21 protein-coding genes are annotated in these 23,504 nt (G+C 58.4%); 12 read left to right on the forward strand and 9 right to left on the reverse strand.

Annotation, left to right across the window (positions count from 1 at the left end; genetic code table 11):
- Positions 1–8 precede the first annotated feature (8 nt).
- The 6 genes from GO007_RS08180 to GO007_RS08205 all read right to left on the reverse strand — a co-directional run bounded on the left by GO007_RS08180 (position 9) and on the right by GO007_RS08205 (position 7,069).
- A complete protein-coding gene (locus GO007_RS08180; protein WP_095098202.1) occupies positions 9–944 on the reverse strand; it encodes a 2-hydroxyacid dehydrogenase in 936 nt (311 codons plus the stop codon).
- Positions 945–994: 50 nt separating this feature from the next.
- Positions 995–2,317 (reverse strand): MFS transporter, encoded by a 1,323-nt coding sequence (locus GO007_RS08185; RefSeq protein WP_095098205.1) that lies wholly within the window; start codon positions 2,315–2,317, stop codon positions 995–997.
- A 356-nt stretch (positions 2,318–2,673) separates the two neighbouring features.
- Positions 2,674–3,525 carry a sugar phosphate isomerase/epimerase family protein gene (locus tag GO007_RS08190; RefSeq protein WP_095098208.1) on the reverse strand — a complete coding sequence of 284 codons (852 nt, stop codon included), beginning with the start codon at positions 3,523–3,525 and terminating at the stop codon, positions 2,674–2,676.
- Between the two features lie 89 nt (positions 3,526–3,614).
- Entirely contained in the window at positions 3,615–5,609 is a 1,995-nt protein-coding gene (gene tkt, locus GO007_RS08195) for a transketolase (protein WP_095098211.1), read from the reverse strand.
- Positions 5,596–6,576 carry a transaldolase gene (gene tal, locus GO007_RS08200; RefSeq protein ID WP_095098214.1) on the reverse strand — a complete coding sequence of 327 codons (981 nt, stop codon included), beginning with the start codon at positions 6,574–6,576 and terminating at the stop codon, positions 5,596–5,598. Before tal ends, tkt begins: the two co-directional genes overlap by 14 nt.
- Before the next feature lie 13 nt (positions 6,577–6,589).
- Positions 6,590–7,069 (reverse strand): RpiB/LacA/LacB family sugar-phosphate isomerase, encoded by a 480-nt coding sequence (locus GO007_RS08205; protein WP_095098217.1) that lies wholly within the window; start codon positions 7,067–7,069, stop codon positions 6,590–6,592.
- Between the two features lie 330 nt (positions 7,070–7,399).
- On the opposite strand from GO007_RS08205, the gene GO007_RS08210 reads away from it, so the two are divergent.
- The 3 genes from GO007_RS08210 (at position 7,400) to GO007_RS08220 (ending at position 11,029) form a co-directional block, all read left to right on the forward strand.
- The gene (locus GO007_RS08210; RefSeq protein WP_095098220.1) at positions 7,400–9,160 is read left to right on the forward strand and encodes a dihydroxyacetone kinase family protein; all 1,761 of its coding nucleotides are present in this window, start codon (positions 7,400–7,402) and stop codon (positions 9,158–9,160) included.
- Positions 9,151–9,930, forward strand: a complete 780-nt coding sequence (locus GO007_RS08215; RefSeq protein WP_095098223.1) for a triose-phosphate isomerase family protein — start codon at positions 9,151–9,153, stop codon at positions 9,928–9,930. Before GO007_RS08210 ends, GO007_RS08215 begins: the two co-directional genes overlap by 10 nt.
- Before the next feature lie 136 nt (positions 9,931–10,066).
- On the forward strand, positions 10,067–11,029 hold the full coding sequence (locus tag GO007_RS08220; protein WP_095098226.1) for a sugar-binding transcriptional regulator: 963 nt from the start codon (positions 10,067–10,069) through the stop codon (positions 11,027–11,029).
- A 45-nt stretch (positions 11,030–11,074) separates the two neighbouring features.
- Here GO007_RS08220 and GO007_RS08225 read toward each other — a convergent pair whose 3' ends face one another.
- Entirely contained in the window at positions 11,075–12,418 is a 1,344-nt protein-coding gene (locus tag GO007_RS08225) for an OprD family outer membrane porin (RefSeq protein WP_095098229.1), read from the reverse strand.
- Positions 12,419–12,508: 90 nt separating this feature from the next.
- Positions 12,509–13,297 carry a histidine phosphatase family protein gene (locus GO007_RS08230; RefSeq protein WP_095098232.1) on the reverse strand — a complete coding sequence of 263 codons (789 nt, stop codon included), beginning with the start codon at positions 13,295–13,297 and terminating at the stop codon, positions 12,509–12,511.
- Between the two features lie 520 nt (positions 13,298–13,817).
- Here GO007_RS08230 and surE point away from each other — a divergent pair.
- Complete coding sequence (surE, locus tag GO007_RS08235; RefSeq protein ID WP_189339846.1) at positions 13,818–14,693, forward strand: 5'/3'-nucleotidase SurE; 876 nt, start codon at positions 13,818–13,820, stop codon at positions 14,691–14,693.
- Between the two features lie 136 nt (positions 14,694–14,829).
- Positions 14,830–15,450 (forward strand): transporter, encoded by a 621-nt coding sequence (locus tag GO007_RS08240; RefSeq protein WP_095098238.1) that lies wholly within the window; start codon positions 14,830–14,832, stop codon positions 15,448–15,450.
- Positions 15,451–15,493: 43 nt separating this feature from the next.
- On the opposite strand, the gene GO007_RS08245 is transcribed toward GO007_RS08240, so the two are convergent.
- Positions 15,494–16,405, reverse strand: coding sequence for a LysR family transcriptional regulator (locus tag GO007_RS08245; RefSeq protein WP_095098241.1), 912 nt, complete (start codon positions 16,403–16,405; stop codon positions 15,494–15,496).
- Between the two features lie 112 nt (positions 16,406–16,517).
- On the opposite strand from GO007_RS08245, the gene speB reads away from it, so the two are divergent.
- The 7 genes from speB to GO007_RS08280 are packed head-to-tail and all read left to right on the forward strand — an operon-like array spanning position 16,518 to position 23,461.
- Positions 16,518–17,468, forward strand: coding sequence for an agmatinase (gene speB, locus GO007_RS08250; RefSeq protein ID WP_095098244.1), 951 nt, complete (start codon positions 16,518–16,520; stop codon positions 17,466–17,468).
- A 22-nt stretch (positions 17,469–17,490) separates the two neighbouring features.
- Positions 17,491–18,351, forward strand: coding sequence for a sugar phosphate isomerase/epimerase family protein (locus GO007_RS08255; protein ID WP_095098247.1), 861 nt, complete (start codon positions 17,491–17,493; stop codon positions 18,349–18,351).
- Positions 18,351–19,427, forward strand: coding sequence for an isopenicillin N synthase family dioxygenase (locus tag GO007_RS08260; RefSeq protein ID WP_095098249.1), 1,077 nt, complete (start codon positions 18,351–18,353; stop codon positions 19,425–19,427). The genes GO007_RS08255 and GO007_RS08260 overlap by 1 nt, the downstream gene beginning before the upstream one ends.
- A gap of 9 nt (positions 19,428–19,436) precedes the next feature.
- Positions 19,437–20,240 (forward strand): ABC transporter substrate-binding protein, encoded by an 804-nt coding sequence (locus GO007_RS08265; RefSeq protein ID WP_095098251.1) that lies wholly within the window; start codon positions 19,437–19,439, stop codon positions 20,238–20,240.
- A gap of 33 nt (positions 20,241–20,273) precedes the next feature.
- On the forward strand, positions 20,274–21,794 hold the full coding sequence (locus tag GO007_RS08270; RefSeq protein ID WP_095098254.1) for an amino acid ABC transporter permease/ATP-binding protein: 1,521 nt from the start codon (positions 20,274–20,276) through the stop codon (positions 21,792–21,794).
- Positions 21,795–22,523: a class II aldolase/adducin family protein gene (locus GO007_RS08275; protein WP_095098257.1), complete on the forward strand. Its 729-nt coding sequence runs from the start codon at positions 21,795–21,797 to the stop codon at positions 22,521–22,523.
- Between the two features lie 5 nt (positions 22,524–22,528).
- Positions 22,529–23,461, forward strand: a complete 933-nt coding sequence (locus GO007_RS08280) for a 2-hydroxyacid dehydrogenase (protein WP_095098260.1) — start codon at positions 22,529–22,531, stop codon at positions 23,459–23,461.
- Positions 23,462–23,504: the final 43 nt, after the last annotated feature.

The following is a 23,504-nucleotide window of genomic DNA, read 5'->3' on the forward strand; positions in this document are numbered from 1 at the left end:
CGCTGACATCACGCCGCTGGTACCGGCGTCAGCAGCGGCTTACCGGCATAAAACGCCGCGATATTATCGATAACCAGCTTCGCCATTGCCGCACGGGTTGCGCGGGTGGCGCTGCCAATATGCGGCGTCACCACCACGTCATCGCGGTTCAACAGCGCCTGCGGAACGTGGGGCTCGTTAGCAAAAACGTCCAGACCCGCACCGCCAATTGTGCCGAGGGTGAGAGCTTCCGCCAGCGCCTCCTCATCCACGACGCTGCCGCGAGCAATATTAATCAAAATCCCCTGCGGCCCAAGGGCGGCGAGCACGTCGTGATTAATCAGCTTCTGGCTCTCCTTCCCCGCGCTGGCGCATACCATCAGCACATCGCTATTTTTCGCCAGCTCCAGCAAATCGGGATAGTACGTCACCTCGCTGCTTTCCACGGGATTGCGATCGAAGCAGGCAATGCGCATCGCAAAGCCCTGCGCCCTTTTAGCGACGGCCCGGCCAATGCGGCCAAAGCCAACAATGCCCAGACGCCCGCCGCTGACTTTGGTTGACTGCGGGTAGGTGCCGGATTGCCAGCCGCCGCGCTCAATAAACTTCTGCGCGCCGTTAATGCGCCTTGATACGTTCAGCATCAGAGCGATCCCAAGGTCGGCAACGTCATCGGTTAAAATATCCGGCGTATTGGTCACCTGGACACCTCGTGCGGCGGCGGCGCGAATATCCACGCCGTCATAACCCACACCAAATACGGCGATTAATTTTAATTGCGGCAATTGATTAATCAATGCGGCTTCAACCTTCGACTCCCCACTGGCTAATATTACCTGGACTTCCCCGGCGATGGCATGCAATTGTTCAGCAGACAATTTACTGTATTCATACAACGTGTGGGCGAGCGCTAACTCATCCGCTAACACCTGCGGTACTTTATCCACTCGTAATATAACTGACATATCAGCATCCTGTATTTAATAGTGATTCAGCCACAGTACTAAGCGGCTATTTATTTCTGGTATGACAGCTGGCCGTTTTTCAGCGGTAATTTATTGAAGTTAATGCACAGCGTCCCGACGGTGTAGAACCCGGCGCAGACGGCGAAATAGACCAGCACGCTTTCAAAGCTACCGGTGGCTTGTAAAATAACGCCCACCAGAATCGGTACCAGTATCCCCGCGCAGCTGTTAGCCATATTCATCAGCCCGCCAACCAGACCCACGCGGTCTTTCGGCGCCAGAATGGCCGGGAAGCTCCAGTACAGGCTGCCAAACATCATAAAGAAGGCGGCGACGGAGAGCAGGCCAACCGCCAGGTCCGGATCGGTAACCGTCGACAGCGCGTACAGCACGCTCAGCCCGACGATGCCGGAGATAGACAGCAGGCTTTTCAGCGATACGTTATGGCTGACGCCTCTCTTCACCAGGAAGTCGACGAAGAAGCCGCTAAACAGGCATCCCAGCGTACCCATAATAAAGATGATAAACGTCGAGTTGCCGATAGAGGCCAGCTGCAGACCCTGCGCCTGCGCCAGATAACTCGGCCCCCAGGTCAGCAGCCCCCAGTACACCATGCCCCAGGAGGCGCGGCCAATCATGATCGCCGCCATAGTAAACCAGCTGATCCCCAGGCCCTTGGTCGGCGCGGCGTCATCGGCGTCGGTCGCGCCGTTGACGTTGCCGGCGGCAATATACGCCACCTCCTGCGGATCCACTTTCGGGTGTTCAGACGGGCGGTCGCGCAGAATTCGCCATGCCACAAATCCCAGCAGCATCGTAAAGAGGCCCACCACCACGAAGGTGACGCGCCATGAGTCCAGCAGCACGATTAAATGCGCCACGATGATCCCGCCAATCGCCACGCCCAGCGGGCTGCCGGAGTCCATGATAACCGCCCCGCGGCCCCTTTCAGATTGCGTCAGCCAGGTCGAGCTCAGCTTCGCGCCGCTGGGTGAAACCGGCGCTTCCATGACCCCTAAACCGATACGGGAAAGAATCAGGCTAATCCCGCCGCTCGCCAGACCGATAATGGCCTGGAAGAACCCCCAGCCAAACAGCGCGCCGGTGATCACTTTACGCGGGCCGTAGCGGTCGAGTAACCAACCCCCCGGCACCTGCAGCAGGGCATAGGACCAGAAGAAGCTGCTAAGAATCAAACCTTGAGTTGTCGGTGAAAGATCAAACTCTTCTTTTATATACGGCATCCCGATCGATAAGGTAATACGATCCATCAGGTTAACGGCTAATAAGAAGAACATCGTGGCAAAGATAACCCAACGGTAGTTGGTGGGTTTCTTTGTATTTGGTAATGGAGTGAGTGTAGAGTCAGACATAATTAACCTTCGATTTTAAAAGTCGTTAAAAAAATAAAACGAAATTAATCTATGAGCGTTAAGTACCCGGTGAACATTAGTTACGCTTTCTGATTACCATGAACAAAAGAGCGGCTGATGAACTTATGTTACATACATAACAACATATACGTCAGAAAGCGTGTGCGACCTTAATCACATAACATGGAAATATGCTTATAATCATTTTTATAATCCCCACAAAAAAATATCAAAAATGATATTTAGTTCATTCTTAACGATAAATAAGAACAAACCTTGAAGTTAAAAATAAAATAAATTGCGCCAGCAGCTCATACTCTTTATCTTGAATTTCAGCGGCGACGCATTTTTATTTATCAAGCGTCGACAGGGTAACCCAACCATTTTTCCAGCATCTGCCGGGACTGGATCAGCACCTCCAGGCTATACGCCGGATCGACGGGTGAAGCTCCGCGCACCGGATAGCTATCGCGCTGGCGATGCATGCGTAAAGGAATTTCCAGGCTACAGGGAATAGCGCGCGCCTCCAGCTCTTTTAGCATTGGCACATAGTTCAGCTGGCCATAGCCCATCGGCGTGAAGTGCACTTCCCCGTCGCGGACCTGCAGATCCTTCAGATGGCAATGCTGAGCCCCCGGCAGCATGGCGATCGCCGCCTCAACCGGATCGACGTCCGGGCACAGCGAAACAATATTGCCGGCATCAACGTTGAAGGCCACCGCCGGACTATCGATAGCGTCCAGCAGCGCAAAGCCGTCGTCGGCCAGGCGGAAGACGTCATAATTCGGATCGCCGCCGTTTTCCAGACAGATCGTGCAGCCGTGTTCATCGGCAACCGCCGCCAGCTCGCGCAGATTATCGATAATACGCGCGCGATCGGCGCTTCTGCCGACGCAGACGTTGATCCATTTTGCGCCAATCATACTGGCAAAGCGGATGCGCTGGCTGAACTGCTCCACGGCATCCACGGCGCCCATATTCATCGTCGCCCCCAGCGAATGCGTGCCCAGCTGGTGTTTTTCCAGCAGCTCACGAATATGCTGCGCGTTTTCTGCACCAAAGAGCTCGGGCGGCATATCGCCCACGTAGCCCTGGTTATAGGCCAGCTCAACGTAATGAAACCCGGCTTTTTTTATTGTGCTAAAGGCGACGTCGGTATCAAGACCGTCGAACATCGCGGTATTTACGCCAATCACAAGTTTACTCATGGCCGATCCCTTCCTTTATGTAACAGAGCTGCCAGCGCTATTCTTGTCAGAATAGCCGATAAGCCAGCTCGCGTTTATCAGACCCGAACCTACGCCAGCAGCGCTTTCGCCTTAGCGACAACGTTCTCAACGGTGAAGCCGAACTCTTCGAACAGCAGCTCGGCCGGCGCAGACTCGCCGAAGCTCGTCATGCCGACGATAGCGCCGTTCAGGCCCACGTATTTGAACCAGTAGTCGGCGATACCCGCTTCCACCGCCACGCGAGCCGAAACCGCTTTCGGCAGCACCGATTCACGGTACGCCGCATCCTGCTTGTCGAACGCGTCGGTGGACGGCATGGATACCACCCGCGCCTTCACCCCTTCCGCAGACAGCTGGTCCCACGCGGCAACCGCCAGCTCAACTTCTGAACCGGTGGCGATGAAGATCAGCTCCGGCTGGCCGGCACAATCTTTCAGCACGTAGCCGCCGCGGGCAACGTTCGCCAGCTGCTCTGCCGTACGCTCCTGCTGCGCCAGGTTCTGACGCGACAGGATCAGCGCCGTCGGGCCGTCGTGACGCTCAACCCCGTATTTCCACGCAATCGCCGATTCCACCTGGTCACACGGACGCCATGTGCTCATGTTCGGCGTCACGCGCAGCGAAGCCACCTGCTCGACCGGCTGGTGCGTCGGGCCGTCTTCCCCCAGACCGATGGAGTCGTGGGTGTAGACCATCACCTGACGCTGCTTCATCAGCGCCGCCATACGCACCGCGTTACGGGCATATTCCACGAACATCAGGAAGGTGGAGGTGTACGGCAGGAAACCGCCGTGCAGGGAGATACCGTTGGCAATCGCGGTCATCCCGAACTCACGCACGCCGTAATGGATATAGTTACCCGCGGTGTCTTCGTTGATGGCTTTCGAGCCGGACCAGATAGTCAGGTTCGACGGCGCCAGGTCAGCTGAGCCGCCGAGGAATTCAGGCAGCAGCGGGCCGAAGGCTTCAATCGCATTCTGCGACGCTTTACGGCTGGCAATTTTCGCCGGGTTAGCCTGCAGCTTCGCGATGAACTCGTTCGCTTTCGCGCCGAAGTCGGCCGGCATCTCGCCTTTCATACGACGGGTGAATTCAGCCGCTTCCTGCGGGAAGGCGCTGGCGTAGGCCGCGAACTTCTCGTTCCAGGACGCTTCTTTTGCCTGACCGGCTTCTTTTGCATCCCACTGCGCGTAGATGTCAGACGGGATTTCAAACGCCGGGTGATGCCAGCCCAGCGCCTCGCGGGTCAGCGCGATTTCCGCGTCGCCCAGCGGCGCGCCGTGGGAGTCGTGGGTACCGGCTTTGTTCGGCGAACCGAAGCCGATGATGGTTTTGCACATCAGCAGGGACGGTTTGTCGGTCACCGCGCGCGCTTCTTCCACCGCGCGTTTGATGGCGTCGGCGTCATGGCCGTCCACGCCGCGCACCACGTGCCAGCCGTAGGCTTCGAAACGTTTAGCGGTATCGTCGGTGAACCAGCCTTCAACGTGACCGTCGATGGAGATGCCGTTGTCGTCATAGAACGCCACCAGCTTGCCCAGCTTCAGGGTACCGGCCAGGGAGCACACTTCGTGAGAAATGCCTTCCATCATGCAGCCGTCGCCCATGAACGCATAGGTGAAGTGGTCAACGATATCGTGGCCCGGACGGTTGAACTGCGCCGCCAGGGTTTTTTCGGCAATCGCCATCCCGACCGCGTTGGCAATCCCCTGGCCCAGCGGGCCGGTGGTGGTTTCAACGCCGGCGGTGTAGCCGACTTCCGGGTGGCCCGGGGTTCTGGAGTGCAGCTGACGGAAGTTTTTCAGTTCTTCAATCGGCAGGTCATAACCGGTGAGATGCAGCAGGCTGTAAATCAGCATCGAGCCGTGGCCGTTGGACAGCACGAAGCGGTCGCGGTCAGCCCAGGTCGGGTTGTTCGGGTTATGATTCAGGAAATCACGCCACAGGACTTCGGCAATGTCAGCCATACCCATCGGGGCACCCGGGTGGCCGGATTTGGCTTTCTGTACCGCGTCCATGCTCAGCGCACGAATAGCGTTCGCCAGCTCTTTACGCGATGGCATTGTCAGCCTCCTGTTTTTCCAGCAGCTCGCTGAGCATCACCTCCAGCTTTTGCTGGTCCTGAGCAAACAGGCGAATGCCTTCCGCCAGCTTATCGACCGCCATCGGGTCCTGATTGTGTAGCCAGTAAAACTCGGACTCAGTCAGCGGCGATGGCGGCACCTCGCCGGCCTGCGGAGGAACCAGCGCGACGGTAAGATCGCCCTCCATTCGGCTGAGCTCCTCCAGCAGCGCGGGGGCAATCGTCAGGCGATCGCAGCCGGCCAGCGCAATCACCTGCGCCGTTTTACGGAAGCTTGCGCCCATGATCACCGTCGGGTAGCGGTGCTTCTTATAGTAATCGTAAATATTGCGCACCGAGACGACGCCCGGATCGTTCTCCGCCGCGTCGTCTTCCAGCAGATTACGTTCGCGATACCAGTCGTAAATTCGCCCGACAAACGGCGAAATCAGCCATACTCCCGCTTCGGCGCAGGCGCGCGCCTGGGCAAATGAAAAGAGCAGCGTCAGGTTGCAGTGAATGCCTTCGCGCTCCAGCTCTTCCGCCGCCTTAATCCCCTGCCACGTCGCCGCCAGCTTGATCAGCACGCGGGAGCGGTCGATTCCGGCCTGCTCATACAAACGAATCAGCTTGCGCGCTTTCGCCACGCACAGCCCGCGATCGTAAGAGAGGCGGGCATCAACCTCCGTCGACACTTTTCCCGGTACCTGGCTCAGCAGCTCGAGGCCAATATTCACCGCCAGCTTATCGCCGGCGTTAATCAGCCGCGTTTGCGCCGTGCCGCCCTGTTCGCAGGCCCAGGCGATGGCCTGCTCGATCAGCGGGCGGTAAAGCGGCTGCGCGGCGGCTTTCAGTATCAGCGACGGATTGGTCGTTGCATCCTGCGGATGGTATTCACGGATAGCGGTGATATCACCGCTGTCCGCAACGACGGTGGTCACTTCTTTCAGTTTTTCCAGAATGGTCATCGTGATGACTCCTTTATTCATCTGCGCGGGTCGCACCGTCCGGGTGAACCAGCGTTTCGTAATAATCGATACGCTGCACCTTCGGCCCGGAGCGCCCGGCTTCAAACTCGGCAGCAAGCCAGGTATCGACCAGCATCAGCGCCAGCTCGCTGCCCACCACCCGCGCCCCGAGGGTCATAATTTGCGCATTGTTACTTTTGCGGGCGCGATCGGCGGAGTAAACGTCATGACACTGCGCGGCGCGAATGCCGGGCACCTTATTCGCTACAATCGCCATCCCGATGCCGGTACCGCAAAACAGGAGCCCGCGCTCAAAGGTGCCTTCGCGGATAGCCGAAGCCAGGTTAAAGGCGATATCCGGATACATCTGCTCATTTCCCGCCACGTCGTGGCTAAAATCAACGACCTCGATGTCCCGCTGCTGAAGATGTTCCTTTACCAGATTTTTAAGTCCGGTCGCAGCATCATCCGCACCGATTGCGACTTTCAACATTTCTCTTACCTCATAAATGACAGCGTTAGTATCAAACTTATGTTCAGAAGCCGCTCGTGTGATGGATTCAGGCTGGAATTCCCGGCCGCTCAACTGAACTAAAGTTCACTAGTTGTTCGTATGTAATAATGTTTAGCAAGAAAATGACGGCTTAAAAAGTGGGTATTGCACAAAAAATAGCTTTATTAAGCAAATCACGACCGCGATCACATATCCACCTACTGAACATTTGATTGAATCATGTGATCTGATAGCGTTCATTTGTGATGGTACAAATGGCCAGAAACTGGCGGCTGGGAAACTAAATACAAATCATCTGGAGAAGACAAAATGAGCTGGATTTTTAACCGACCGTCAGACTTCGCAAAAGAAATGGTGGCGGGCTTCGTCAGCGCGCACGCGTCAATGGTGCGCCAGGTCCCCGGCGGGGTCGTGCGTAATACGCAAAGTCGGCCGGGCGGCGTGGCTATCGTCGTTGGCGGCGGATCCGGACACTACCCCGCCTTTGCCGGGCTGGTAGGCCAGGGCCTGGCTCACGGCGCGGCAATGGGCAATCTTTTCGCCTCCCCTTCCGCGCAGCAAATCTGCTCCGTCGCGCGGGCGGCCAATAACGGCGGCGGCGTGCTGCTGATGTTCGGCAACTACGCCGGCGACGTGCTTCATTTCGGTCTCGCCTGCGAACGGCTGCGCGCCGAGGGGATCCCCTGTGAAACCATGGCCATCACCGACGATATCTCCAGCGCGCCGCTGGCTGAAAAAGAGAAGCGCCGCGGCGTAGCCGGCGATCTGGTGGTGTTTAAAGCCGCCGCCGCCGCCGCAGAGCGCGGCGACTCGCTGGCCGAAGTGCTGGCTATTTCCCGCCGCGCCAACGAGCAAACGCGCTCGCTAGGCCTGGCCTTTAGCGGCTGTACCTTCCCCGGCGCGGAGCATCCGCTCTTTACCATTCCGGAAGGGAAAATGGGCTTTGGCATGGGGATCCACGGCGAACCGGGCATTAGCGAACTGGATACCGTTTCGTCGAACGAGCTGGCGAAAATGCTTACCGGCACTCTGCTGGAAGAGCGTCCGCAGGCTATCGCGCAAACCAAAGGCGCGCGTTTGGGCGTTATCATTAACGGTCTTGGCTCGGTGAAGTATGAAGAGCTGTTCGTGTTCTGGCATGACGTGCAGCCGCTGCTGCAGGATGCAGGCGTAGAAGTGACCGATATCCAGATCGGCGAGTTTGTCACCAGCTTTGATATGGCCGGAATGTCGATGACTTTCGTCTGGTTTGATGAAGAGCTGGAAGCCCTGTGGCTTGCCCCTGCCACCACTCCCGCCTTTAGCCGCGGCTCCGTCCTGCCGCACAGACCTCTCGATCCGCAGCAGCTGGTGCAGAGCGGCGAGGTCAATATCCCCCAGGGCAGCGCGGAATCGAAAGAAGTGGCCGTCAAGGTGATGCGGATAATTGACGCCGTCGCGCAAACGGTGATTGATAACGCCGAAGAGTTTGGCCGTATCGACGCGATCGCCGGCGACGGCGACCACGGCATCGGTATGGAGCGCGGCGTCGTAGCCGCCCGCAGCGCGGCGAAAAAGGTGCTGGAACGGGGTGCCGGAGCCGGTACCCTGCTACAATTCGCCGCTGACGCCTGGGCAGACGAGGCCGGCGGCACCTCTGGCGCCATCTGGGGCGTGATCCTCAATACGCTGGGCATCACCATCGGCAATCAGGAAAAGCCTGACGCCGCGCGGGTGGCGCTGGCCATCTCCCAGGCCAACGCCGGGGTGATGCATTTTGGCAAAGCCAAACCCGGCGATAAAACCCTGGTCGACGTGCTGCTGCCGTTTAGCCAGGCGCTGAGCGCGGCAACGGAAGAAGGACTCTCTCTCGTGCAGGCCTGGGACAAAGCCGAGCGCGTCGCCCGCCAGAGCGCGCAGGATACCGCCCAGCTGTTGCCGAAAATCGGCCGCGCCCGCCCGCTTGCGGAGCGCAGCCTCGGCACGCCGGACGCCGGCGCGGTCTCGCTGGCGATGATCATCGCCGCGGTGGGCGCCTGCATGAGCGATAACACTGAAACTGAAGAACCCCGGGAGAACGTATGCCCCTAAGCCCCATCGTCGGCACCAGCCATAAAACCTATTTTGGCTATGGCCAAACCCAGGAATGGTGCCAGCAGGTTGCCGAGCTGCTGCGCCGGCAGCCGGCAGAGCAGACGGCGCGGCTGCAGCTGTTCACCTTTCCGGCGATGCCGGCGGTCGCGGCGGCGCTGCGCTGCTTTGAGGGAACGGCGATGGCCACGGGAGCGCAGAATATCTGCGCCGCCCCGCCCGGCGCCTGGACCGGCGAAAGCAGCGCCGCCATGCTGCAGGAGATGGGCTGCCGCTACGTCGAGCTCGGCCATGCCGAACGGCGCCGCCACTTCGGCGAAACCACCGGCATCATCAACCAGAAGATCGATATGGCCTATGCAAGTCATCTCACCCCGGTCATTTGTATTGGCGAAGACCAGCAAATGAGCGCCGAAGATGCCGCCGCTTACGCTATCGGCCAGGTGCAGGAGCTGCTGGCGCACCGCGGAAACGGCGCGCTGCCGCCGACGATTTTCGCCTGGGAGCCGCAGTGGGCCATTGGTGCGCCAAAGCCTGCCAGCGACGACTATATCCGCCACGTCTGCCGCGAGCTGCGTACGCATTTGCGGCAAAATTACGGCCCACAGTTTCAGGTTATCTACGGCGGAAGCGCGGGCCCCGGCCTGCTCAGCCGCCTGTGGCCCGACGTTGACGGAATTTTCCTCGGCCGTTTTGCCCACCAGCCTGAAGCCTTTGCGTCAATTCTTGCCGAAGCACAGAAGATAGCGGCCGACCGCCCGGAGAGCTAGCCGCCCTTTCTGAAACGCGACGGGACTCACGGAGGACCGTCGCGCTTACCCTGCTTGAGCTAAAAACGTTTCTGATATACTTTCAGCAAATGTTCACCCCCTAAACATTAATCTATCGCGTGGAGAAAGCAGCCGAATGGAAAAATCGAGCGCGTCCCAGGAATATGAGCTACTGACCGAGATTGCCGTAGCCTATTACTGTGATGAGATAACGCAGGAAGAGATTGCCAACAAATTTGGCTTCTCGCGTATTAAGGTCGGACGTCTGCTAAAACGAGCAAAAGAAGAAGGGATCGTCGAGATCAACGTCCGCTACCACCCGATCTTCAGTACCCAGCTTGAAAAGCAGCTCAAAGATCGTTTCCCCATCAGCCGCGCGCTTATCGCCCTCGACCATAACGATGAAGAGGAGCAGCGTCGCCAGGTTGCCACCCTGGTCTCCAGCCACCTCAACAATATGCTGAAAGATAACGTGGTGGTGGCGGTGGGTCAGGGTCGCAACGTGGCGGCGGTCGCGGAATTCTCCGGCACCATCCAGGCGCGCGACTGTCGCTTTATTTGCGGCATCGGCGGCACCCATCGGCCGGGCGATATCATCAACGCCGATCATATCAGCCGCCTGCTGGCGAAGAAATTTGGCGGCAGCAGCGAGTCGCTGTACGCACCGGCCTACGTCGAAAATATGCAGCTAAAAGAGCTGCTGCTGCAGAACGGCACCATTAAAGAGACGCTCGACCGCGCGCGCAAGGCCGATATTGCCTTGGTTGGCATCGGCGATATGAACGAAGAGAGCTACATGGTGAAGCTGGGCTGGTTCACGCCGCAGGAGATCAACGACGCCAGCATTAACCAGGGCGTTATCGGCGACGTAGCCGGTTACGACTTCTTCAACTCCCGCGGTGAGCACGTCAACACGGTGATGGACAACCGCGTGATTGGCCTGAGCGTTGAAGAGCTCAAGCAGATCCCCTGCGTGATTGCGATTGCGTCTGAAAATACCAAAGCGATGGCGATTATGGGCGCGCTGCGCACCGGGGCAATCGATATCATCGCCACCAGCGCCCGCAACATTCGCACGATTTTAAGCATGAGCCAGTAATCCGTCGGGCTGCCCGCTAGCCCGACATATTACGCTTCCGGGTCATCAGAACAGGCGGAAGCGGTATTCAACGATCGCTTCTGAAGCCAGCGTGTGGGTTCGGGTGTAGCGGCCGTCGGTCAGCACCGGCGTTTTTCCGCTGCTTTTGTACGACCAGCCCGGACCAAACATCACCCATACCGTCAGGTTCTTAAACAGCGGGTCGGAAGGAACCCAGCGGCTGAAGGCGTTAATTTCACCGCTGCGCACGTGATTGCCCCGGTAGTTAAACCGGGCAATGTTGCCGGCCAGGCCGATCGCCAGCTGCGGAGTAAGCTGGTAGTCTGAGATATTCGCCAGCACCAGCTCTCCGTCGCGCATGTAGTCGTCGCCCGCGTAGGCCATTGAGATAAACGTGCCGCGAGAGTTTTTGCTCATATGCCGCGGGTAAAAACCCACCTCGTTCGCTTTTTTAGCGTCGGTATAGCCGATGCCCCATTTGCTGCTCCAGCGCTCCGCTTTCCACGTGGCGTCAAGGGCAAAATGGCGGGCGTTATTATCGAAGTCACGCCTGTTCGCGGGCATCGCGCGATATTCATCAAGAGCATGGGTCGCGTATATCTGCGTACCGATATTCAGAGGCGCTATCGGCCTGAGATTGGCAAACAGCAGGTGGCGGCGCAGATAGTTATCGCTTTCGCCATAGCCATACTGCAGATCCAGATAGCGGCTTTTCCACAGCAGCTCGCCGCTGGCCAGGTGGTTAATCTCGCGCCCGGCGTTGGTCTGGAAATGCTTCTTGTCAGGCGAGTTGCGATCCATCGAGTTTTCCACGTACGCGCCGCGCAGCGTCAGGCCGTCATAGCTCAGAGAGCCGCTCCAGCCGGAGTAGGTGGTCGGCGACAGCCGCGTCGAGGTCGAGATGACGCCATAGTTTTTCAGCACCTGCCAGCCCCAGCGGGCGTTAAGCCGCATATCTGCGATGCTATACTTCAGCTTCAGGTTGCGCTGGCCAAATTTGGAGAAGCCTTCGGCATTACCTTTATTATTACCGGTACCGTTATTGTAAAGCACGCCGCGCGAGTTAAAGTAATCGCTGGCTCCCAGCTTGACGGCGCTATAATAGACAACATCGGCCCCAAGCGTATCGTAAAAATAACCCGACTGATAATCGACGGCGACTCCCTGCCCCCACGCATTATGTACGTGCTTAGGATTTGAGTTCTCTTCCTTAAGATATTTCCAGTAGTTTTTTAACGATAACGTCATTTGTGAATCACGAAAAAACGGTTCGTTAATAAGGTCGTTTATTGCCTTGAAATGCTGCGTCTCTTCATTATTATCGACGCCCCAGGCGGTAGCTGAAGCGCTAAGCGCGATAAGCGCTGCGGTAACGCGAGTCAGATTCATATGATATCCCAGAGTAGGGCCGCACCCCGTCCTTACCGATTCAGGGTAATAATAAGTGGGCGGCCAAAAAAGCGTGCCGTAAGCGTTATTTTATTTTTCGTCGAGCGCCTTTTTTCCGGCCTCAACGTATTTTAACGAACCGATGTCAGCTACCCGATAGCGGCCGTTCTGATAGGTAATTTTGACTACCGCCGCGTTGGCTAAAGGCTTATTTTTTGCCGGATCGTCAGTCAGGTCGGAGATCATTATCTGCATCGCCGTTCCGGATGAAATCGCCAGAATATTTTTATCACCGCTGGCTTTCGCCTTCGCAAGAATGGTCGCCAGCGCCGCCTGGACGCGACTCTTCACCTGGTCGTAGTTCTCCGCCATCCCCTTGGGATCGGCGCTGGCGAGAGCGTTCTGGCTATCGCGCACCGACAGCGTACCGGCCTTCATCTCCCGGTACAGCGCCGCAGCGTCGGCCAGCCCCAGCTGACGGGCTCCCGCCGCGGCCATATCCCGATTCAGGCCGCCCTCGAACCCGCCGAAGAACGCTTCGCGAAGCCCCACCAGCTCGGTCGGTCGATAGTTGGCGATCCCCGCCTGCGTCAAAATAACCGCCATCGTTTCGCGCTGCCGCCCGGCATCGCTGGTGTAGAAACTGTCGAATTGAATCCCCCTGAGCCCTTCGCCTAAATAACGCGCCACCCGCAATCCGTCCTCGGTTAGCGGGGAGTCGGCCCATCCCTGAACGCGGTCAAAGGTATTAAGCAGCGTTTTCCCATGACGGGCAAAATAGATATTTACCGTATCATCCTCAGCGACCGGTGTTTTATTTTCCGCAGCCGAGGTGACGCTACTGGCAACCACTATTAAAGCTAACAGCCATCTTTTCATGTTATATCCCTTCGTTATCCATACCTGTAATGAAAACAAAAAAACCTACGTTCAATAGCGAAAGTGATGATCACCGCTTCCGCTATCTGACGTAGGTTTTGCCTGTATACACAGTAACAATCCAATTATGGCGACAATATCATCAATGCGGAGTAACGCCACTCTCTTTTATGGGGCAAATTAATAAATGTGATCGCACGCATATCCAGCAGGCTTAGCGCAATATATTTAATCCAATATTCATACATCGACTAATAAGCCCCATACAGAAACATAACCTGCCGCAGAAAATCCCCTGTGGCGAACATCGTTAATAACAGCTTTATTTATTGAAGCCGCTCACAAAAAATAGTCTTTCCCTGGACGATGGCCGCATCCTGGCGTATTTTCGTGGCTATCCGGGATTGTTACTGAACGCAGGCAAAACCTAAGATACTTGTCGCAGCAGCGCTGCGGGCAGGAGTCTTAGGTTTTTTTTTGCGCCCGATTCAGGCCCTTCCATCAAATGCAAGGATACAAAGTGAAAACAATAATCCTCACCGCCGCTCTGCTCTCCACCGTCGCCTTCGCCGCCGAAGCGGCCCGGCCCGCGCTGAAAATACTGATCGTCAACGACGACGGCTGCGAATCGCCGGGCAGCACCTCGCTGCAGGACAAACTGGCAGCCAAAGGCTACGACGTCTGGATGGTCGCCCCCGCCACCAACCAAAGCGGCATAGGTTCCGCCATCACCTTTAAAACCGGCAAGATCTTCGACTTACAAAAGGTCGCCGACAGGCGCTACTGCTTCCCCGGCACCCCGGCGGACGCCGTTGACTTTGGGCTTCGCGGCCTGCTGAAGGACGCTCCGCCGGACCTGGTTATCTCCGGAGTTAACGACGGCCCCAACACCGGCATGGCGCAGGTGAATTCCGGTACCGTCAGCGCAGCCGCCCGCGCCGTGCGCTACGGCATCCCGGCGATTGCCGCCAGCATCGGCTACATCTTTAGCGCAGAGGAGATGAAAAACGGCTGGCCGGCCACGCATCAATACTGGCCGGAGTCGGTCGATTACGTCGTCGGCGTGGTCGATACCCTCAGCGCCAAACGTACCCCGGACGCTCCCGTCTTACCCAAAGGGTCCGGGCTGAGCATTAACTATCCGCCGCTGGCAAAAGCCGAGATCAAAGGCGTGCACTACGTCGATAACGAAGCGTTCCCGACGCCGCAGATCGGCTATGAGCTAACGGCCGATGGCAAGGCGAAACAGACCCTAAACCCGGCGGCGCTCGCTCCAACCCTGGACGACACCGACTCCGGCTGGCTCAACAAGGGCTATATCACCTATACCCTTTTTGACGGCTCGTGGAACGCCCCGCAGTTTACCGCCCGCTACCAGGCGCTGTTAGGCCAGTGACGACCGTCATCACCGCCCGCCCTGGGCGGAAAAAAGCTCGATAGGTTAAAAAACAGCGGAAAAGGAGCACGAAGTGAAGAGGAAGTTATAAATACGGCACTTACCATATTGTTTTTCAATATATAACGTGGTGCTAATGTCTGTACTCAGAAGCTTTCTCTTCTTCCTCGGCGCGGCCTTCGCCTCCGCCGTCGCGGTGCTCTGCCTGTGGATGGACGTGCGGGTCTTTGATAACAATATTGCGGAAATATCGCTCACCGAAATAGTGCAGGAACTGGTGCTGATGACGATCGTGCTGATTCACTTCTGGCTGGCGAAGAGATATACGCTTCTGCGCTACTGTAATATTCTCGTCGGCGGCTTTTTCCTCGCGATGCTGATTCGTGAACTGGATGCGGCCTTCGATCTTATTTCCCACGGTAGCTGGGTCTGGTTTGCCCTGTTCTCCACGCTCTGTACGCTTATTTATCCGCTAATCCATTTCCGTCAGACCCTCGCGCAGCTGGCGCAATATACCCGCACGCCCTGGTACGGGATGATGCTCAGCGGCCTGCTGGCGGTGCTGGTCTTCTCGCGTCTGTTCGGCATGCACGGCCTGTGGTTCGCCATCCTTGCCGAGGATTACGCCCGGGCCGTGAAAAACGCCGTCGAAGAGGGCAGCGAGTCGTTTGGCTATATGCTCTGCCTGACGGCATCAATCGGCTACTACTGCTATTTTCGCTATCTCGCCCGCACTTCGGCAACGGCCAGCGCCTGATCGCGCGCGTCCCCGGGGCAACGCCGCAATGCCCCGGCGGCCCTTAATAGTTCCACTTCGGCCTGGCGACGGTATTCTTCTTCAGTAAATTACGAAACTCTTTCAGATAGGGCTCGTTGCTGCGCCCGCGTTTGCAAATCGCCGAGAACGGCGACTGGAAGCCGAACTCGTTGGGCAGCAGCACCCGCAGCCGGTTCTCCTTGATCCACGGCCAGGCGTAGTGTTCCGGGAGATAGCCGATATATTTCCCCGACAGGATCAGCAGCAGCTGCGCATCGACCGTCTCCACGGTGGCGCTGCCTTTACTGAAACCGCGCCGCCGCAGATCGCTGGTATTCCAGTAGCTGCGGGTCACCAGCGGGCACTGGCTGATGTGCTCTTTATCGAGCTGGCGGCTGAAGAACATCGGGTGCAGGTCGCTGCAGTAGAGCCAGTGCTGCTCGCGATAGAGCGGCTCGCTGATGATGTTATGCACCTGGGAGTTGTAGCTGCCGATAGCCAGATCGATATGGTTGTTGAGCACGCCGTTCAGCTGCTCCGCCGGAGTGCGGATAATCAGTTTGATATGCACGTGGGGAAACTTATCGCTGAAGCTGCGCAGCACCACCGGCAGCGACAGCGCGGTTTCGGTTTCAATCGAGTCGAGCGTCGAGATGCAAATCGTGCCGCTGTGCTCGCCCTTCAGCAGCGCCGACTGGCGTTCCAGCTCGTTCAGCTCGCTTAGCACCCGAATCGCCTGCTGTAAAAACTGCTGCCCTTTCTCGGTCAGCGCAAAGCCGCCGCGCCCGCGCTGGCACAGGCTAAACCCCAGCTGGCCTTCCAGCTGAGACATCGCGTTGCTGATCGCCGACACGGAAATCCCCAGCTCCTGCTGGGCTCTGCCGTAGCTTTCCAGGCGGGCCACCGCCTCAAAAATCTGCAGTTGGCGAATGTTAAGGCTGCCGTCGTTGAGCATGATTAGTTCACCATTAAATGAACTAAGTATTTACAGCAGACGATTTAAAGTCCAGCACATCTTTCGCACTATCACCTTATCGAGCATTTGTGTGTCAGATTCAGGAGCTGAAATGGATAACGTCTTTCATCAACCGCAGGGTGGCAACGAGATGCCGCGTTTCGGCGGCCGCGCAACGATGATGCGACTGCCTTTTATCGAAGATTTACAGGGGCTTGATGCGGCTTTCGTTGGCATCCCGCTGGATATCGGCACGTCGCAGCGCTCCGGCACCCGCTACGGACCGCGCTATATCCGCGCCGAATCGGTGATGATTCGTCCCTACAACATGGCAACCGGCGCGGCGCCTTTTGAATCGCTATCGGTGGCCGATATCGGTGACGTACCGATAAATACCTACAGCCTGCTCAAATCGGTGCAGATCATCGAGGATTACTACACCGGTTTAAATAGTTTTCCGCTCATCCCGCTGACCCTCGGGGGAGACCACACCATCACCCTGCCTATTCTCCGCGCCCTGACCAAAAAACATGGCCCGGTCGGGCTGATTCATGTGGATGCCCACACCGACACCAACGATGACATGTTCGGCGAGAAAATCGCCCACGGCACCACCTTCCGCCGCGCCGTCGAAGAGGGGCTGCTGGATCTTAAACGCGTGGTGCAGATTGGCCAGCGCGCCCAGGGTTACGCCGCCGGCGACTTCCAGTGGGGCGTCGACCAGGGCTTTCGTCTGGTGCAGGCGGAGCAGTGCTGGCACCGGTCGCTGGCGCCGCTAATGGCGGAGGTTCGCCAGCAGATGGGCGCAGGCCCGGTCTATCTCAGCTTCGATATCGACAGCCTCGACCCCATCTGGGCGCCCGGCACCGGCACCCCGGAAGTCGGCGGCCTGACCTCCATTCAGGCGCTGGAGATCGTCCGCGGCTGCCGCGGCCTGAACCTGATTGGCTGCGACCTGGTTGAGGTCTCCCCGCCTTACGATATCAGCGGCAACACCTCCCAGCTGGCGGCCAACCTGCTGTATGAAATGCTCTGCGTCCTGCCGGGCGTGAAATATCCATAGGGGATTCAGAATGCAGCCAACCATGCAGCTCAAGGTTTTTCGCACCCTCTGGGGCGTGACGACCCCGTGGCAACAAACCCTCAGCGAGCTAAAAAGCGTCGGCTGCTGCGGCATCGAGGCGCGGGTCCCGCTGAGCGCCGATGAGCGGCAGACGCTGGCCCGGCGCCTGCAGGAGTCCGAACTGGAGTATATCGCCATCCTCTTCAGCGGCGGCGGCGTGATCCCGGCGCAGGCCGAAACGCCGCTCCAGCATCTGGAGCGCTTAAAAAGCCGCTTTGCAGAGGCAAAGACGCTGAATCCGCGCTTTGTCAATCTGCTGGCCGGCAACGACCGCTGGCCGCTGGCGCAGCAGGTGGATTTTCTCGGCCGGGCCCACGAGCTGGCCGCCGCCAGCGAACTGATCTGCAGCTTTGAAACCCATCGCGCCACCTCGCTGTATAGCCCGTGGCTGACTCTGGAAATTATCCAGCAGCTGCCGCAGCTGCGCTTTACCGCCGATATCAGCCACTGGCTGGTGGTGAGCGAGCGTCTGCTGGATGACCCCTGCGATGATTTCAGCGCCTTTATCGACCGCGTGCACCACGTCCAGGCCCGCGCCGGCTACGACCAGGGGCCGCAGGTGCCGCACCCGGCGGCGCCGGAATATCAGGCCGCGCTGCAGTTTCAGCAGCGCTTCTGGCAGCAGGTCTGGCAGTCGCAGCGCCGGCGCGGGTATCAGCAAACCACGTTGACGCCTGAGTTTGGCCCTGACGGCTATCTGCACCACCTGCCGTTCACCAACGTCCCGGTGGCCGATCTGTGGTCGCTGAATGCATGGATGGCGAAACATGAACAGCAGCATTTCGCCGAGTTTTTATCGCTAACCGAAAAGGATCTGTCGTAATGAGCGTCGCAAAAAGTTCTTTCACTGAGTTACCGACCATCGATATCAGCGATCTGGCCAGCGACAGTCTGGCAAAACGCCAGGCCGTCGCCGACACCATCGGCAAAGCGGCGCGGGAAGTCGGCTTTTTCTACATCACCGGCCACGGCATTGCCCCTGAGCTGATCGCCGGGATCCGCACGGCGGCCAAACGGCTCTTCGCCCTGCCGATGGATCAAAAGATGCAGTACTACATCGGCCACTCCCGCAGCCACAAAGGCTACGTCCCGGAAGGGGAAGAGATCTACGGCTCCGGTAAACCGGACCACAAAGAAGCGTTTGATATTGGCTTTCAGGCCGCGGATGACCACCCGTTTGTGCTGGCCGGCACGCCGCTGATTGGCGCCAACGAGTGGCCGCAGCTGCCCGAGTTTCAGTCCCGGGTGCTGGCCTACTATGAAGCCGTATTTGCCCTCGGCCATCGCCTGTTTGACGCCTTCGCCCTCGCCCTTGGCCTGCCGGAAGGGTATTTCAAGGCGATGGTGACCTGCCCGCCGTCGAAGCTGCGCCTGATCCACTATCCCTTTGACGCCAGCGCCGAAGACGTTCCCGGTATTGGTGCACACACCGATTACGAGTGCTTCACCCTGCTGCTCGCCGACCAGCCGGGCCTTGAGGTGCTGAATGAAGATAGCGCCTGGATCGACGCCCCGCCGGCGAAGAGCGCCGCCGGAGAAGAGGCTTTCGTGATCAATATCGGCGACATGCTGGAAGTGCTAAGCGCTGGCACGTTTGTTGCTACAGCCCACCGTGTCCGCAAGGTGCCGCAGGAGCGCTACTCCTTCCCGCTGTTCTTCGCCTGCGATTACCACACCCTGATCCGCCCGCTGCCCAACTTTTTAACCGCCGGAGAGGCCAGCGACTATCAGGAACTGAGCATTGGCGAGCATATGTGGAGCCAGGCGCTGCAGACCTATCGCTACCTGCGCGAGAAGGTCAACAAAGGCGAGCTGCAGCTCCCGGAACGCGCCCGAGGCACCAACACCTTTGGTCATCTGAAAAAACAAGCCCAGCAAAAAACCGTAACTAACCCGTGAGGATACATGATGAAAAAAACGCTCCATAAGCTCTCGCGCCGTGTGGCTTTGGGCATCGCCGTCGCCGCCTGCTTTTCACCGCTGACCCAGGCGGCAGAACTGCTGACGGATGGCGTATTTAAAGTCGGGATGGAGGTGACCTATCCGCCGTTTGAATCTTACGACAGCAATAACAACATCGTCGGCCTCGACCCGGAATTCGCCGCGCTGATTGCCGAGCAGCTGAAGGCCAAACCGCAGCTGATCGATACCAAATTTACCAGCCTGATCTTAGGGATTGGCAAGAAATACGACGCGGTGATCTCCGGAATGTACATCACGCCGGAGCGCCTTAAACAGGCCGACGCGGTGCCTTACGCCTTATCCGGCGCGTCAATTATCGCCCTGAAGAGCGGCGAGATTCAGCCGAAAACGGAAGACGAACTATGCGGCGTCAAGGTCGGGCTGCAGCAGGGCACCAGCTGGGTCGCCAGCCTGAAAAATCACTCCGACGAGTACTGTCTGAAAAACGGTAAGCCGGCGATTAGCATTCAGGAGTTCCCGACCGCCCCGGAAGTCTCCCAGGCCCTGATATCGAAAAATATTAGCGCGCAGTTAGAGATCGCTCCGGCGGCGCAAATTCTTGTCGATAAGAGCCGCGGGCGGCTGGCGATTAGCTCCACGCGGCTGGTCTATCCCCTGCCGCTGGGGATTTATGTCAGCAAAGGCAATAGCGAACTGGTGGAGGCGATTAAATCGACGTTAGCCACCTTAAAAGCCAACGGCAAATATGACGCCATCATCAAAAAATACAATTTAGAACGCATCGATTAAATACGATCAAGCCAATGCGCAACAGGAGTCGGTATGGAGTTCGATTGGGGATACTTTTTCTCGTTATTTAGCATTGGGGCATTCTGGCAGGCGTGCGTTACCGTCATCGTCGTCAGTTCATTGTCGTGGTTTATTGGCCTGGTATTAGGTTTTCTTTTAGCCTGCGCGAAGCTCTCCGGCCCGCGCTGGCTGAAGGTTCCCGTCGAACTCTATATTTGGTTTTTCCGCAGCGTGCCGCTAATGGTGCTGCTGGTGTTTGTCTATAACCTGCCGCAGCTGTTTCCGGCCACCCAGCCGCTGCTCGGCATTCCGTTTATTGCCGGCCTGGTCTCGATGACCGTCACCGAGGCGGCCTATATGGCGGAAATTCATCGCGGCGGTTTAATTTCAGTGGCGAAAGGACAAAGCGAAGCCGGCCACGCCTTAAGCTTCAGCTTTATCGGCATTCAGCGCCTGATTATTATCCCGCAGGCGTTCCGCATCTCGCTGCCCACGATGATTAATGAATACATCACCATCATTAAACTCAGCTCGATTTTGTCGGTGATCTCTTTACCGGAACTGCTGCTCACCGGCCAGCGGCTGTACGCGCAGAACTTCCTCGTGATGGAGACGCTGCTGGCGGTGGCGGTGTACTACGTAATGGTGGTGACGGTATTTACCTGGCTGTTCCGGGCGCTGGAAAACCGGCTCGATATTCAGCAAAAGCGCCCGCAAACCTTCAACGACGCCGAATGCGAGACCCTGCGCCAGAGCCTGAAAGCGCCGCCGCAGGCGGCGAAAGCCGAACCCGCCAGCGGCAACCCGCCGGCTCTCGATCTGCGGGCGATCGAAAAATCCTGGGGCCAGCATCAGGTGCTGAAAGGCATCGATCTGAAGGTCGATAACGGCGAGGTCATCAGCATCATCGGGCCATCCGGGTCGGGCAAAACCACCCTGATCCGCACCATCAACGCCCTGGAAAGCATCGATGGCGGGGAAATCATTCTCTACGGCGAAGATTACCTGAAAGGCGCGGCGATCGTCGATAAGCCGCAGATGCGCGCCGGCGTGCGCCGTATCGGCATGGTTTTCCAGGGCTTCAACCTGTTTCCTCACCGGTCGGTGCTCGACAACGTCATGCTCGCCCCGCTGTATCACAAGCTGGTCGATCGCCGCGTGGCAAAAGAGCAGGCCCTCTATCTGCTGGACCGCGTCGGGCTGCTGGCCCACGCCGAAAAATACCCCTGGCAGCTCTCCGGCGGCCAGCAGCAGCGCGTTGCCATCGCCAGGGCGCTGGCCTTAAAACCGGACATCATGCTGTTTGACGAACCGACCTCGGCGCTGGACCCGGAGCTGGTTGGTGAGGTGCTGAAGGTGATTCAGTCTCTCGCCCGCGAAGGGATGACGATGCTGATCGTGACCCATGAGATGGACTTCGCGTTATCCATTTCCGACCGGGTGGTGATGATGGAAAACGGCGTGGTGGTGAGCGATGTGCCTCCCCGGCGCATTCGCGACGGCGCCAGCGATCCGGCACTGACCCGCATCCGTGAATTTATGGGAGTACAATAAATGGCTACTGAACGTGAACTGCGCCAGGATCTGGCCGCCGCCTACCGCCTGGCGGCGCTGTTTGGCTGGGAAGATACGCTCTATACCCACTTTTCGGTGCGCCTGCCGGGCGACGGCGAACCGCGGTTTCTGATTAACCCGTTCGGCATGATGTTCGATGAAGTGACCGCCAGCAATCTGATTGTCGTCGATATGCAGGGCAAGGTGGTGGAAGGCCACGCCCCGGCTAACTCGGCCGGTTTTACCATCCACAGCGCGGTGCATATGGCGCGGGAGGATGCCCACTGCGTGATCCACACCCATACGCTGCCGGGGATGGCGGTCGCCGCCTGTCAGGATGGCCTGCTGCAGCTTAACCAGATCAGCACCGAATTTTATCAGCGCGTCGGCTATCACCCGTATGAAGGCGTGGCGTTTGACCTCGACGAACGCGAACGTATTCAGCGCTCGCTCGGGGATAATATCGCCATGATTTTGCAGAGCCACGGGCTGCTGTCGGTCGGGCGCAGAGTCGCCGATGCGTTTTGCATCATGTACTACCTCAACCGCGCCTGCGAAATTCAGATGGCCGCCGCCCAGCTCGCCCAGCTCAGCCCGATTCACCTCATCCCGGCGCACCTGAGCCAGCACGCCTGCGAACAGCTGATGGGCGTGGAGCACGAGCGCCAGCAGGTCTGGCAGGCGTGGCTGCGCCGCCTTAACCGCCTCGACACCTCTTATAAAGACTAACGCCTATGCCGAACCTGACTATCGTTGTCGACTGCAACGACCCAAACTACGCCCGCGAGATTTGCGACGCGCTGCAGCTTTTTCCCCACGTGACGGCGGTCCTGCCCGACCATCCGGCGGCAGGTCGCGCGGAGTATGCCAGCTGCTGGTTTCCCGACCCTCAGCTGCTGGCCCGCTCGCCGGAGCTAAAACTCATCCAGGCCGCTTCGGCCGGGGTCGACCATCTTCCCGAAGAGGTGTTCGCCAGCCAGGTTCCGCTATGCCGGGTGGTGGATGAAGATTTTCGTCACGGGATGTTCGAATATGCGCTGTGGGGCGTGCTGTGGTTTCAGCGCCACTTTGACCGCGCGCTGGCGCATCAGCGCGAGCGGGTGTGGCAGGCCTACCCGCAGCGGGCCGCCGGCGATTTTCGCGTCGGGGTGATGGGGCTCGGTGAAATCGGCGGCTACATCGCCGCTCGCCTTGCCGGGCTGGGGTACTGCGTCTCCGGCTGGGCGCGAAGCGAAAAGCGCCTGGCGGGCGTGCGCTGCTACCACGGCGATGCGCAGGCCGCTGATTTCCTGGGCGAACTGGACGCGCTGATCAACGTGCTGCCGCTCACCGAGCAGACCCGCGGCATCCTCGCGCAGCCTCTGCTCGACCAGCTCCCGGCCGGAGCGGTGCTGATCAACTGCGGACGCGGCGAGCATATGGTGAATCACGATGTGCTGCAGGCGCTGGACAGCGGCCGGCTGGCGGGCGCGGTGCTGGACGTCTTCCCCGTCGAACCGCTGCCGGACGCCGATCCGCTGTGGTCGCATCCGCGGGTGGTCATCACTCCGCATATCGCCTCCATCGCCCCGGCGCAGGTGATCGCTCGCCAGCTGCTGGAAAATATTCAGCGCCTGCAGCAGGCGCTGCCGCTGAAAAATCTGGTCAATAAACAGATGGGCTATTAACACCTTGCAACCTCTGTCTCCGCCCGGTGCGGGCGTCAGCTGC

Origin of the sequence: Klebsiella sp. 10-1, from assembly GCF_009758445.1 — a bacterium.
GTDB lineage: Bacteria > Pseudomonadota > Gammaproteobacteria > Enterobacterales > Enterobacteriaceae > Klebsiella > Klebsiella scottii.

What these genes read in the sequence shown, in the direction of transcription:
- GO007_RS08180 (WP_095098202.1), bottom strand. Translation starts at nt 944, where the DNA reads ATGTCAGTTATATTACGAGTGGATAAAGTACCGCAGGTGTTAGCGGAT.
- GO007_RS08185 (WP_095098205.1), bottom strand. Translation starts at nt 2,317, where the DNA reads ATGTCTGACTCTACACTCACTCCATTACCAAATACAAAGAAACCCACC.
- GO007_RS08190 (WP_095098208.1), bottom strand. Translation starts at nt 3,525, where the DNA reads ATGAGTAAACTTGTGATTGGCGTAAATACCGCGATGTTCGACGGTCTT.
- tkt (WP_095098211.1), bottom strand. Translation starts at nt 5,609, where the DNA reads ATGCCATCGCGTAAAGAGCTGGCGAACGCTATTCGTGCGCTGAGCATG.
- tal (WP_095098214.1), bottom strand. Translation starts at nt 6,576, where the DNA reads ATGACCATTCTGGAAAAACTGAAAGAAGTGACCACCGTCGTTGCGGAC.
- GO007_RS08205 (WP_095098217.1), bottom strand. Translation starts at nt 7,069, where the DNA reads ATGTTGAAAGTCGCAATCGGTGCGGATGATGCTGCGACCGGACTTAAA.
- GO007_RS08210 (WP_095098220.1), top strand. Translation starts at nt 7,400, where the DNA reads ATGAGCTGGATTTTTAACCGACCGTCAGACTTCGCAAAAGAAATGGTG.
- GO007_RS08215 (WP_095098223.1), top strand. Translation starts at nt 9,151, where the DNA reads ATGCCCCTAAGCCCCATCGTCGGCACCAGCCATAAAACCTATTTTGGC.
- GO007_RS08220 (WP_095098226.1), top strand. Translation starts at nt 10,067, where the DNA reads ATGGAAAAATCGAGCGCGTCCCAGGAATATGAGCTACTGACCGAGATT.
- GO007_RS08225 (WP_095098229.1), bottom strand. Translation starts at nt 12,418, where the DNA reads ATGAATCTGACTCGCGTTACCGCAGCGCTTATCGCGCTTAGCGCTTCA.
- GO007_RS08230 (WP_095098232.1), bottom strand. Translation starts at nt 13,297, where the DNA reads ATGAAAAGATGGCTGTTAGCTTTAATAGTGGTTGCCAGTAGCGTCACC.
- GO007_RS08240 (WP_095098238.1), top strand. Translation starts at nt 14,830, where the DNA reads ATGTCTGTACTCAGAAGCTTTCTCTTCTTCCTCGGCGCGGCCTTCGCC.
- GO007_RS08245 (WP_095098241.1), bottom strand. Translation starts at nt 16,405, where the DNA reads ATGCTCAACGACGGCAGCCTTAACATTCGCCAACTGCAGATTTTTGAG.
- speB (WP_095098244.1), top strand. Translation starts at nt 16,518, where the DNA reads ATGGATAACGTCTTTCATCAACCGCAGGGTGGCAACGAGATGCCGCGT.
- GO007_RS08255 (WP_095098247.1), top strand. Translation starts at nt 17,491, where the DNA reads ATGCAGCTCAAGGTTTTTCGCACCCTCTGGGGCGTGACGACCCCGTGG.
- GO007_RS08260 (WP_095098249.1), top strand. Translation starts at nt 18,351, where the DNA reads ATGAGCGTCGCAAAAAGTTCTTTCACTGAGTTACCGACCATCGATATC.
- GO007_RS08265 (WP_095098251.1), top strand. Translation starts at nt 19,437, where the DNA reads ATGAAAAAAACGCTCCATAAGCTCTCGCGCCGTGTGGCTTTGGGCATC.
- GO007_RS08270 (WP_095098254.1), top strand. Translation starts at nt 20,274, where the DNA reads ATGGAGTTCGATTGGGGATACTTTTTCTCGTTATTTAGCATTGGGGCA.
- GO007_RS08275 (WP_095098257.1), top strand. Translation starts at nt 21,795, where the DNA reads ATGGCTACTGAACGTGAACTGCGCCAGGATCTGGCCGCCGCCTACCGC.
- GO007_RS08280 (WP_095098260.1), top strand. Translation starts at nt 22,529, where the DNA reads ATGCCGAACCTGACTATCGTTGTCGACTGCAACGACCCAAACTACGCC.